The following is a 12,211-nucleotide window of genomic DNA, read 5'->3' as shown; positions in this document are numbered from 1 at the left end:
TGATTAAGCCCACCACATATCAGGCGCTTGATCATAAATATTGACAGATTTTAAATTTTCAACTGCTTTATGAAACCCTTCTTCTACTGACATAATTGGGTCTTCATGTTCGATACTGAGCACATAATCGTAGCCATGAATTCTTAACTGACTAATCATTTCTCCCCATTCATAAGGACTATGACCATAGCCCACTGTGCGGAATGTCCAAGCCCGTGTTGCGACTTGTTGATACGGTTGCATGTCTGTTAAGCCGTACATATTCACATTATCTTGATTAATATACGTGTCTTTCGCATGGAAATGATGAATCGCATTTGCTTGACCTAAAATACGAATCGCTGCGACAGGGTCAATGCCTTGCCACCATAAATGGCTCGGGTCAAGGTTAGCCCCTATGTATTCATTCGTTGCTTCTCGTAATTTCAAAAGCGTATAAGGTGTATGCACAAGAAAACCTGCATGAAGTTCAATCGCAATTTTGACATCATGGGCTTTCGCAAATGCAGCTAAATCTTGCCAATACGGAATAAGCTTTTGATTCCATTGATAGTCATAAATTTCAGAGTACGCTGTCGGCCAAGGTGTCACCGGCCAGTTTGGATATTTTGCACTGTCGTCTGAACCTGCAATACCTGAAAACGTGTTGACGACAGGTACACCGAGTAGCGCCGCGAGTTGAATCGTTTTGCGCAAAGTGTCATCCGCTTCTTTTGCTTCCTCTTTATCCGGTGAAATGGGATTATTATGACAACTAAAAGCACTAATCTCTAATCCGCGCTGTTGGATTTTGTCCATAAATGTTTGTCGCTTACTTTCATCTGCTAACAATTCATCAAGATTACAAAATTTATCACCAGGATTGCCACCCGTCCCTACTTCAATCATATCGAGACCTGCTGCGGCCACAGCATCTAACATTTGCTCAAAATCACGATCATAAAATAATACTGAAAATACACCTAACTTCATATTGAACACACCTTCCTATCCTTTGATTTCTACACTTTGACGTTCTCTATCACTTTGATATATGGCATCAATCAATTGTGTGACGCGTCTTGCCTCTTCTGGTTTAACTAATGGTGCGACCTCACCAAAGCAACTTTTAATAAAATGGTCCATTTGACGCATTGCCGCAACATCTTCGTTTAAAGTGACATCTTGTTCAAAAATATGATATCCGTCTGGTCGTGGTTCATACACTTCAAATGGGAACAACTGGAGCCCGCCTGCATCACCGGAGAGGCTCACTTCTAACTTGTCACTATGAATATTCGCTGCCCACGAGCATTCAAATTGCATACTGGCACCATTTTCAAACGTCACATAACTGGTCGCATGGTCTTCCACATCAAAGGTCGTATGGTCAAACGTTCCCCATTCGTTCAATTGTTGTGGTTGGCGACTTAAAGCATTGTATGTACGTCCTGAAACTTCTGTGGGTTTCACGTCATCTAGCAGCCATAATACGAGGTCAAGCACATGACAACCATAGTCGATTAAGCAACCGCCACCTTGCAGCGCTTTATTTGTAAACACACCCCATCCCGGCACTTTACGACGACGCAACGCCTGTACCCGGGAGACTACCGGCACACCGACCGCACCCTGCTCGACGGCTATTTTGGCAGCTTGCGCTACGTCAGTAAAACGATAATGGTAAGCTATGGTTAAAATTCGTGCATTTCGGTTTGCTACTTCAATCATCGCATCGCATTCTGTTGCCGTCATCGCCATTGGTTTTTCGCATAGCACATGAACCCCTGCGTTAAGCGCTGCTATCGTCAGTTCAGCATGAAATTGATTCGGTGTACAAATGACCACCGCATCTGCTTGTTCCAATAATGCTTCTAAAGTCGGTGCGACGTAAGCAATGTCAAACTGTGACGCAACTTCTCTCGCAAGTGTCTCGTTCACATCGTACACCCCGGCAAGTTCCGCACGTTCATGCGCTATAATGAGTGGAATATGGCGATCTCTTGCAATACCTCCAGTGCCAATGACACCTATTTTTAACGGTTTCATCGTGATGTCTCCTTTGTGATATTAATCAAAATAAACAGCTTGTCCTGTTTTCGCTGACTTATAAATCGCTTCTAATATTTGTGTGACCACGAGTGCTTCTTCTGGTTTTACACGAGGCGGTGTATCATTTTGAATGCAGTCGATCCACGCCTTTGCTTCTTCTAATGCCTCATCCACTGTCTCTCCTTCATAAAAGTCGACACCTTTATTGTCCAGCTCGATCTGTTTCGTATACAATGTGCCAAACTCTTCGCCGTGGATGCGCAAACCGTCTTTCATATCCGCACCGCCTTTTGTTCCCGATAACGAGCATTTCGCTTCATCTACATCTAAAGAATTGAGCGCCCAAGCAGATTCTAAAATAATTGTGGCGCCATTTTTCATTTTAATAAATCCGAAAGCTGAATCTTCTACTGTAAAGTCTTTCGGATTCCATGGTCCCCAAGCATTCGCGGCATTTTCTTGTTGACTCAATTGATGGAACGTCGACCCCATGACAGATGCAGGTTCATAATTATTCATCATCCACAGTGTGAGATCTAACGCATGCGTACCAATATCAATTAATGGACCACCGCCTTGAGCCTCTTCATCTAAAAAGACACCCCAATTCGGTACAGCACGACGTCGAATGGCATGCGCTTTGCCAAAATAAATCTCTCCCAAATCTCCGCGCTCAGTCGCTTGATGCAAAAATTGACTGTCTGGTCGAAAACGATTCTGATAGCCAATGGTCAATTTCTTACCTGTACGTTTCGCCGTATCTAACATTTGCTGAGCTTCCGCTGTTGTTTTGGCCATCGGTTTTTCACACATGACATGCTTGTTCGCTTCAAGTGCATGAACCGTCATTTCGCAATGTAGATAGTTCGGTGTACAAATGTGCACCACATCAATCGATTGATCTTTGAGTAATGCTTGATAATCTTGATAAACTTTTGCATCCGGCGTTCCATACACTTCTGCTGCGGTTTGTGCCTTTTCAATGTCAATATCACAAAAAGCAACTAATTCAACTTCCTTGATTTTTGCAAGACTCGGCAAATGTTTACCATTCGCGATACCGCCACAGCCGATAATCCCTACTTTAATCCCCATACCATACACTCCTATCTTTGATGATATTGCCGTCACTTTTGTACGATTAATCCTCTTTATTTTGTAATCGATTACATTTTAAAATATAACAAAAATGCACCCTATTGTAAACGGATTCACACAGGATGCATCAACTTATTTCACGATATCATGAGATAGATTTGTCATACTTTAAGTAGATTGACGTATTAACAATTCACCTTCAAGTAACGTATCACGCTCTTTTAAATCTTCTCCTTTTAATAGCACTAACAATTTTTCCATTGCACGAATACCGATTTCAGTAGCGGGTTGTGCATATGTCGTTAAACCTGGATCGACAATTTCTGACAAAATAATATTATCAAATCCAACAATCGCCATATCTTCCGGCACACGTTTGCCATGCTGTTTGAGTACCTTCATAATGCCAATCGCCATCTCATCATTAGCGACAAATAGCGCAGTCGGCATCTCTTCTTGTTCAAGTAACTGTTTGCCAATGCGATAACCTGACTCTAAAGAAAAATCACCTTCTATAATCCAATCTTCACGCACCGACAAACGATGTCTTGCCATCTCTTCACGAAAACCTTGCAACCGGTATTGCCCTAAAATTCCATCTAATGGCCCTGCAATATGTCCCACTTTCGTATGTCCAGCTTCTATTAAATGCCGCGTCATTAATGCAGATGCTTCAATATGATTGATTGAGACAGAAGGCACATCAATCTCTTTAATTTGTTCACAAGCGAGCACAAGGGGATACTGCGCACTGACTTTTTCCAAATTTTCAAGGTCAAGATAGGACGTGAGTACAATCATGCCATCGACTTTCTTTTCATATAAATAAGAAAAATAAGTATCACCTTGTTGATTTTGGGTATCTCCAAGAATCACTTCATAACCGTGCTCACGTGCAATATTTTCAATGTTTCTTAATATCGCTGAGAAAAATGAATTCGTAATATCCGGTACGACAACCAGAATCGTCATTGTTTCCATTTTACGCAGTTGTCTACCAATATTATTCGGATGATAGCCGAGTGCTTTTGCTGCTTCTAATACACGTTGTTGATTTTTAGGCTTGACCTTTCCTGTATTACTAAGCACCCGTGAAACTGTTGCCGTCGATACATTTGCTAACTTTGCGACATCCTTTACACTTACCATAGTCCTTCCCCTTTTATGTCTTCATATAAATTAAATATAACACAAAAAATGTACCATCGCTTGTTTCATCTCATTCACTGATCATTGCTTTTATGCTCATTTCAATCATCGCTACAATCCGCTTCCTTCAACTCCTAAAACATGTATGTCGCCACTTATTTTCCACTTCATTTCAATATGCATAAATAATTAAAAAAAGATGTAGTATATCAAGTTGTACGGTATAAAAATACTTTGAAAATGTCTGACTACTCTAGTATATTAAATGATGTATGAAACAAAACTAAGAAAGCAGGGTTACCATGTACTTTACGCAATTGAGTGTTGAAGCTTTTGACGATTTTGTAACGAAACACTTTTCCCACTATACACAAGACCGAGGGCACTTTGAGTATAGAAACCAAAACAAACATGATGTCCATTTAGTTGGCGTCAAAAATGATCAAGATGAAGTGATCGCTGCTTGTTTATTAACTGAAGCACGTGCACTTAAATTTTTTAAATACTTTTATACGCACCGTGGTCCAGTTTTAGATTATAGCAACCTTGGGCTAGTCCAATTCTTTTTTAAGCATCTCACGCAATACTTAAAACAACAGCGCTGTCTTTATGTGTTAGTCGATCCCTATGTGCGCACCAATATCCGTGATGCAAAAGGGAATATTACACAGAGTGACAACCATCTTCAACTTTTCAAAACGTTAGAACATCTTGGCTACAAACATCAGGGCTTTCCCATTGGTTACTCCAGTATGAGTCAAATTCGCTGGCTTTCTGTACTTGACCTCAAAGACAAATCCGAACAACAACTTTTAGAAGCGATGGACTACCAAACACGACGTAATATTAAAAAAACTTATGAAATGGATGTCCAAGTTAAAACACTACCTATTGAAGAAACTGCACGCTTTTTCAAACTTTTTCAAATGGCCGAAGAAAAACACGGCTTCAGCTTTAGAGATCAATCTTATTTTGAAGAAATGCAGAAAATGTATGCGAACAACAGCATGTTAAAGCTTGCATATATTGATTTAAATGGGCTTTTAAAGAAGCAAACGGAGAAATTGAATGCCTTGAAAGAAACGATTGCAGAAATTCAAGAAGCATTAGAAAGTAACCCAAATTCTAAGAAAAACAAAACTAAATTAAAACAAGCCGAACAACAACTGCAAGCACAAGAACGAAAAATCGAAAAAACACGTCAATTAATCGCTGAAGATGGTGACGTATTAGATTTGGCTGCGGCGATTTATATTTACAACAATCACGAAGTCTATTATTTATCGAGTGGCTCTAATCCTAAGTACAATGCGTATATGGGTGCGTACCGTTTACAGTGGGAAATGATTCAATTCGCGAAACAACATGGGATTGATCGTTATAACTTCTATGGCATTACAGGTGATTTTACGAAACACGCGGAAGACTATGGTGTGCAACGTTTTAAAGAGGGCTTCGGTGCACATGTAGAAGAATATGTCGGTGATTTTGTTAAACCGATTATGCCAGTGACGTATCGATTGTCACAGTTATTGAAACGTTAGAGAGACTGAAAACAATCCAAAACATCCAATTTTTACGACCCCTTCATTCTTTTTTGCTGTTTTTCATCATTAATAAATATAAGTCCATAAAAAAGTCAGGACTGGGATCAAACTTAATGTCCCAGTCCTGTTCTTTTTTCATTCAAAATGATTTTATTGTAAAAACCAGTAGTCTTCCTTTTCACCTTTCAGATACGTATATTCTGCCGGTATGTCACCATTCGCTTTAATGTTGTCATTCATATGATCTCTCAAATCCCATACTTGATGAATAAATGTATTGAGATCTCCTCCTAACAAACGTGAAGGGGCATCCATATTCAAAACTTTTTCAACTTGTTTTTCCGAAATATGCATCATCTCTGCAAGTTGGTCAGTCGTCAATGTAGACTGCGCAAAATGTGCTTTCAACTCTTCACTTGTGACACGTCGTTGGGCTTTATTTAATGACATATTCATCCTTCTTTCAATCCATATGATTTGTCTTGCTTATGAATATCACTTATAATAAACGGACAGTTATCCGTTTGTCAAATTAAACAGCTAAAGTAGGTGTCACCATTATGAGGAAAGATGCTATTGAAAATCGTCAACGTATTGAACAACAAGCGAAAATCATGTTTGAACGTGATGGCGTTGACCAAGTGAGTATGAACCAAATTTCTAAAGCGTTGAATATTGGAATGGGGACACTCTATCGTCACTTTGAAGATAAAAGTGCACTTTGTTATGCATTGGTCAACAATGATTCCGAACAATTGTTAGCAAATCTTGATGCGATTCGCGCGCAAAATGATGATGTTCAAACCATTTTCACGCAAGCGATTGATACATTTTTACAATTTAAAACAGACCATCGCGCATTACTCAATTGTGTCGAAATGAGTCAAAGTAAAAAAGACTTTCGACAGACTCCGTTTTTCCAAGCACTTCATCAATATTTTTATACTTTAATGGATGACGGTGAAAATGAGAGACAGTTGACGTTTAAAGTTGATACGCTACTCAACACATTAACCACACAAAATTATATCTTTCAACTTGAAGCACGACAGCTCACGAATGTAGAACTACGGGAGCAACTCGTCACATTATTTTTAAACTAAAGAGATGGATATGAACACAAAAGGAGGATTTTTAAATGGAAACTTTAACAGTGAAAGATGCTAAAATTCGTTATCATCAAATCGGTGAAGGTCCTGTACTCATTCTCGTACCAGGCGCAAACGGGACAGGTGATATCTACTTGCCATTAGCAGAGCAATTGAAATCACATTTTACAGTCGTGGCGATGGATCGTCGTGACTACGGTGAAAGCGAACGAACTGCCCCACTATCTACACAGGCAGAACAACCCAATGATGATACACGTGTAAAACAAGATGCCGCAGACGTTGCAGCGCTTGCACGTCATTTAAGTGATGCACCTGTGTATATCCTCGGTTCGAGTTCAGGTGCGATTGTCACAATGCACGTGCTGAAAGACTATCCGGATGTCGTGAAACGTATCGCCTTTCATGAGCCACCAATCAATACGTTTTTACCGGATAGCCAATATTGGAAAGACAAAAATGATGACATCGTACAGCAAGTGCTCAATGAAGGCTTACAACAAGGTATGCAAACTTTCGCGCAAACGTTGAACATCGCCCCGATTGATGCTAAAAGTATGTCACAACCCGTTTCGGAAGATGATGTAGCACGACGTCAACAATATGAACGCATGATGTTTTGGGCAGCATATGAAATTCGTCAATACACACATTCAGACATTACTGTTGCGGATTTAGCTCAACACGCAGACATCATTACATTGTTAAATGGCACAGATTCGAAAGGGTCATTTCCACAAGAAGTCAACGCATATTTACACGAACAAGCACAACTCGACTTGCTCGACATTCCGGGCGGTCACTTAGGTTATGTTCAAAAACCTGAGGGCTTCGCGAACGTCCTTCTTAAAATGTGGACATAATTTGAATATCGAAAAAGACCAGATGCCCTACGCGATGACGTCGTGTACATCTGGTCTTCTTTAAATTTTATTTTGTTGTTGGGATAACAGGACGAGTAAATGTGAATCAAAATTGCCACCTGTATAAATATGATACTGTCCATGATTCACTGTCTCTTCGTGCTCATATCTCGTTTTCAATCCGAGAGTACTACTTCACTTTACTTACCGAGGTATCAGACATCGTTTATTAATCTTCAAACGCACGTCGCATCGCTTGAAGTCGGTCGTTTAATATTTGATCGCGTACACGTGCACCTGGAACGAGCTCTCCTAAATGGTACAACCCAGGATAAATGTGTAACTCTGTGGAGACACCTGCATGTAATAAGTTTTTAGCATAATCTATCACTTCATCGACAAACAAATCCAAACTGCCAATCGTGATTAAGGTCGTCGGAAGCCCTTCAAAATTTTGACGACGTGCCGGAACTGCATACTTCTGAGGTGTGCGTCCATCGACCGGATGACCGAGATACATTTCCCACGCAAAACGATTCATATCACGATTCCAACCAAAAATACCGGCATAAGGGTTTGACGGTTCTTCCAACACTGTACGATCATTCAGCATTGGGATGTGCAAGTTTTGAAAAATAATATTCACTTCACCACGGTCTAAAGCGAGTTGTGCAAGACTTGCTGCAAGCATGCCACCTGCACTATTGCCTCCAACAGCTAACTTCGAACGGTCGATATGGAGTGTATCGGCGTGATCATGCATCCATTTCAATACTGCATAACACGCTTCTAATTGCCCGGGAAATATCGTTTCAGGAGCTAAATGATAATCGACTGACACGACCACACACCCGAGTTCATGTGCGATTAATGCATTGTCACTATTATCCAACTGCGCACCGCCAGATACCATGCCTCCCCCGTGCATATACAAATAGCCAGGCATATGGGTTTGTGCTTTATTTGGCCGAAACATAATCACATGAATCGACGCATCTTCATATGGCACCTCAACATCTTCAATCGTTACGTCGAGTCGCGGATCAATTGTCGTTTTCGCATGGCTGAGCACATTCGCCCGGTAATCCTCCAAATTGTCTCGCGTTAACTTTTGACGTTCCATAGATTTTGCGACATGTTGTAAATCCACATCGACACTATACAGATGTTTCCGTTCCATATTCAAACTCCCCTTCACAGCTTATTGTTGCTTTTTATTTTCTAATTTTGGAATACGTACATCTAAACCAAAATATGCTTTCAATAACTCACGATAATTATCTGCAGTAACCGGAATTTTTTCTTTACCGTCTTTAGTCGTTACCGTCACATTGTTCATTGACATCGTATTATGGCCCTCTGGTGTTTTCTTATTAATCATCAACATTTTTTTGAACGCATATTTCGGATGATTAATTGTAAAGTCATAACGTGCATCAAAATAACCGAGTTCTCGATCTACATTTTCGAAAAAGAGTAAATCCGTCCACTCTGTACTTTCACCATCATCTTTAATTGTTTGAACATAATACGCATCTTCTTGATCTTCAGCGGGGATAATACGATAAATATCATCTTCATCATAGACATACGTACCATCTAGTGGAATCGGTTGACTCGGAAAATGACCAAAACCCGTATCCGCAATATAGTCTTTGCCATCGATTGTGACGAGTGTTGTCAAATGCGTATCCATCTCTTTCCAATCTTTGTTCGGTGGTTTCACATAACCTGATAATAGCTTCGTATCAAAACCGCGGTCTTTAAGATAAGCATTCGTTACAAGGTTATTTTCATAGCAAAGTCCCCCGCGCTGTTCATTCACAAACTTATCTATATTCTTTTCAACATCCATCGTAATTTTGTCACCATTAAACACATCTATCGCTTCAAAAGGAATATTCAACATAAAGTGATAAATGAATTTTTGTAACGCTTCAAATGAGTGTTTTTCCATATCTTCTTTATTGATATCGATATAATTTTCAAGATCTTTAAAGTTCATGTCGATCTCCCTTTCTTCAATATAATTTGTTGACTTGTGTGCCTATATGAGAAGTCGTGTAAGATGAACACCTCAGGCATCACCTTCGCCAATCAGACTGACTCAGAGCTTTCTTAATCTATACCCCATTCAACTTAATTGAAAAATGCAATTAAACAACAAATCATTATATGAACATGATAAACCTCTATATTGATTTTTACAAACGGAATGCATTCCACATAATCAAAACACATCAATATCAAGGTTTTAACACACAAAAAGAGACTAGCACATTCGCATACTCGTCTCTTCAAAACATTATTTTCATATTGTATTTTGGGGTGTTAGCGTTTAGTGATTGTCATGTCTTCTGATTCCGAAAAATTGTAAATACGTCAACAATCTCCAAATATATTCAAGGGGTCCGTATCTAAAGTAACGCAACCATACTATTGAAAGAATCATTTGAAACGCAATAATTACGAGAGACACCACACCTGACATTGCAATGCCTACAGTCAAAAATTGGCCGACAAGTAAAATCAGTGCAGTATTTAACAGATAGTTCGTTAATGCCATTTGACCATAATATTTAAAAGGCGAAAAGACACGTTTTATCATAGAACTTTTTAAAATTGTTATGAAAAATAAAATATAGAACAAAGAGATAAACGGCGCGGTATAAACTGTGAGATCCGAGTAAAAATTATATTGATCTGCAAAAGCTTTATTGTCCATCTGATCTTTGACTAAATCATAAGTCGGTGCCACATAGAAATAGTGTAAGAGCACTAAAGAGATGACAAAACCTATAAATGACAAGGCAAGCGCAATTCGAAGTGCCTTTTTGTGATGATAAATCGTCTGATAGAGTCCGTATTGTCCTATCGTATAACCTAACACAAAGAGTGCTGGGACGAGGGTAAGTTTGTTGCCACTCAACACGCCTAAAATTAATAAGACGAGTCCAATCACTAAATTATATCGTCTCTTCAAGAAAGTCAGTGGCAGTAGGAATAGACCTATAATGGCATAAAAAAGAAGTGCTTCTCCAGGTTGGAAAATTTGATGAACAATACCAAACAGCAGTAACACTATGCTTCTCCTTACATATAATATAAATGGATTCACATTTTTGTTTTTTGCATTATGAAAAAAGATATAAAAACCTATACCAAATAACAGTGAGAAAATGGAGAAAAACTTTGCTTCTACAAAAATATTCAAATACTTGTTATAAAGGACATCCATATGACTTTGATATGTCGGCATAGACAGTCCATGATGGTATGAAAAATACTCGAGGATCGGTAAAATATTGGCAAAAATAATACCAAATAGCGCAAAACCTCTTAAATAATCTAAAACTTCAATTCTCTTTTTTATCGGATTCATAAAAATCTCCTTAACAAATTTATGAGATTTATATTACAAGCCATGCTGCAGACATTCAATAAGTCTTGCGCCGGATTTTCTTTAGAAGGCGCATTTTTCATTATTGCAATGTGCTTTTAAAATCACCGTTGCTTTAATCTCTATCAATAAAAATAGCCATGACCGTATCAACTTTCAAAATACAGTATGACTACCTTTGATTTATATCATTTCCGTCCATAGATACCATAGGCCATGTCACGTATAAATGCTACATCATGATGGCTTGCCTCCTGATGCATCTGTTGCTTCCATTCTTCTACTGAAAAATCTTCGCTCACTACACCATGTTTTCGCATACGTGGCAACATCATTTTCGTCAACCACTGTAAATCGTTGTTGTCAGACGTTTGAATCATCGCTTCAGCATTCACATGGACATCTGTCAAACCTGTTTGTAGAAATAAGTCATACAATTTCTGTCCAATATGAATATCGCCGCCTTCTTGTTGAACCGTTGACCACACACGTTGAATAGCGCGTTGATGTTCAGGTAATGACGCCGCTCCAGCGCCTCCATTGATGGCATCACTTTCTTGAAAACACATGATGCCTTGAGGTTTTAGACGTTCTTTCAATATAGCCAAACTGTTAGAGACATCCGGCAAATACATCAGAATTCTTCGTCCCACAATCGCATCAAATTGTCCAAGGGAGGCAGGCAACTGATAAAGGTCCGCATTCAAAAATCGAACATTGGCTACCTCGTTTCCTTTTTCAGCAACATTAAGAAGGTCTTGGTTCGTGTCCACACCGATGACCTGACCTGTCTCACCCACGAGTTGTGCAACGAGCTGTGTCACTTCACCCGTCGCACAACCTACATCTAATACACGCATCCCCGCTTCAATGCCCGCATTTTCAAGTAATCTCTCTATAAAATCATTACGCCCTTGCATTATGTGACCTCCTTATTACTACTTTATTCTAATCGATTCATCATAATATGCATAAATAAACAGTCGTATTCCGTTATGCTACGACTGTTTATTA

Annotated in this window: 12 protein-coding genes and 1 pseudogene; 3 read left to right on the top strand and 10 right to left on the bottom strand. The window is 39.3% G+C overall.

Features of this window, described 5'->3' with window-relative positions; genetic code table 11:
* Positions 1-3 precede the first annotated feature (3 nt).
* The 4 genes from CCE82_RS06605 to CCE82_RS06590 form a co-directional block, all read right to left on the bottom strand.
* Positions 4-972, bottom strand: coding sequence for a sugar phosphate isomerase/epimerase family protein (locus tag CCE82_RS06605; protein ID WP_086428623.1), 969 nt, complete (start codon positions 970-972; stop codon positions 4-6).
* A 15-nt stretch (positions 973-987) separates the two neighbouring features.
* Positions 988-2,028, bottom strand: coding sequence for a Gfo/Idh/MocA family protein (locus tag CCE82_RS06600; protein WP_086428622.1), 1,041 nt, complete (start codon positions 2,026-2,028; stop codon positions 988-990).
* Between the two features lie 21 nt (positions 2,029-2,049).
* The gene (locus CCE82_RS06595; RefSeq protein ID WP_086428621.1) at positions 2,050-3,126 is read right to left on the bottom strand and encodes a Gfo/Idh/MocA family protein; all 1,077 of its coding nucleotides are present in this window, start codon (positions 3,124-3,126) and stop codon (positions 2,050-2,052) included.
* A gap of 171 nt (positions 3,127-3,297) precedes the next feature.
* Entirely contained in the window at positions 3,298-4,278 is a 981-nt protein-coding gene (locus CCE82_RS06590; RefSeq protein WP_086428620.1) for a LacI family DNA-binding transcriptional regulator, read from the bottom strand.
* A 302-nt stretch (positions 4,279-4,580) separates the two neighbouring features.
* Between CCE82_RS06590 and CCE82_RS06585 the strand changes: the two genes are divergently transcribed.
* A complete protein-coding gene (locus CCE82_RS06585) occupies positions 4,581-5,822 on the top strand; it encodes an aminoacyltransferase (protein ID WP_086428619.1) in 1,242 nt (413 codons plus the stop codon).
* A 153-nt stretch (positions 5,823-5,975) separates the two neighbouring features.
* Here CCE82_RS06585 and CCE82_RS06580 read toward each other — a convergent pair whose 3' ends face one another.
* Positions 5,976-6,275: a DUF2316 family protein gene (locus tag CCE82_RS06580; protein WP_086428618.1), complete on the bottom strand. Its 300-nt coding sequence runs from the start codon at positions 6,273-6,275 to the stop codon at positions 5,976-5,978.
* Positions 6,276-6,385: 110 nt separating this feature from the next.
* On the opposite strand from CCE82_RS06580, the gene CCE82_RS06575 reads away from it, so the two are divergent.
* Positions 6,386-6,928 carry a TetR/AcrR family transcriptional regulator gene (locus tag CCE82_RS06575; RefSeq protein ID WP_086428617.1) on the top strand — a complete coding sequence of 181 codons (543 nt, stop codon included), beginning with the start codon at positions 6,386-6,388 and terminating at the stop codon, positions 6,926-6,928.
* A gap of 35 nt (positions 6,929-6,963) precedes the next feature.
* Complete coding sequence (locus CCE82_RS06570; protein WP_086428616.1) at positions 6,964-7,797, top strand: alpha/beta hydrolase; 834 nt, start codon at positions 6,964-6,966, stop codon at positions 7,795-7,797.
* 60 nt (positions 7,798-7,857) lie between these two features.
* On the opposite strand, the pseudogene CCE82_RS13260 reads toward CCE82_RS06570, so the two are convergent.
* From CCE82_RS13260 to CCE82_RS06550, 5 genes and pseudogenes are all read right to left on the bottom strand, one after another.
* Positions 7,858-7,992, bottom strand: a pseudogene (locus tag CCE82_RS13260) (hypothetical protein); the annotation flags it as partial.
* 34 nt (positions 7,993-8,026) lie between these two features.
* Positions 8,027-8,977, bottom strand: a complete 951-nt coding sequence (locus tag CCE82_RS06565; protein WP_086428615.1) for an alpha/beta hydrolase — start codon at positions 8,975-8,977, stop codon at positions 8,027-8,029.
* Between the two features lie 21 nt (positions 8,978-8,998).
* On the bottom strand, positions 8,999-9,802 hold the full coding sequence (locus CCE82_RS06560) for an arylamine N-acetyltransferase family protein (RefSeq protein WP_086428614.1): 804 nt from the start codon (positions 9,800-9,802) through the stop codon (positions 8,999-9,001).
* 333 nt (positions 9,803-10,135) lie between these two features.
* A complete protein-coding gene (locus CCE82_RS06555; RefSeq protein ID WP_086428613.1) occupies positions 10,136-11,179 on the bottom strand; it encodes a DUF418 domain-containing protein in 1,044 nt (347 codons plus the stop codon).
* 206 nt (positions 11,180-11,385) lie between these two features.
* A complete protein-coding gene (locus CCE82_RS06550; protein ID WP_086428612.1) occupies positions 11,386-12,117 on the bottom strand; it encodes a methyltransferase domain-containing protein in 732 nt (243 codons plus the stop codon).
* Positions 12,118-12,211: the final 94 nt, after the last annotated feature.

Source organism: Staphylococcus cornubiensis (genome assembly GCF_900183575.1).
Lineage (GTDB): Bacteria > Bacillota > Bacilli > Staphylococcales > Staphylococcaceae > Staphylococcus > Staphylococcus cornubiensis.
The sequence above is the reverse complement of the archived record's forward strand: the minus strand, read 5'-3'. Positions and strand labels throughout refer to the sequence as shown.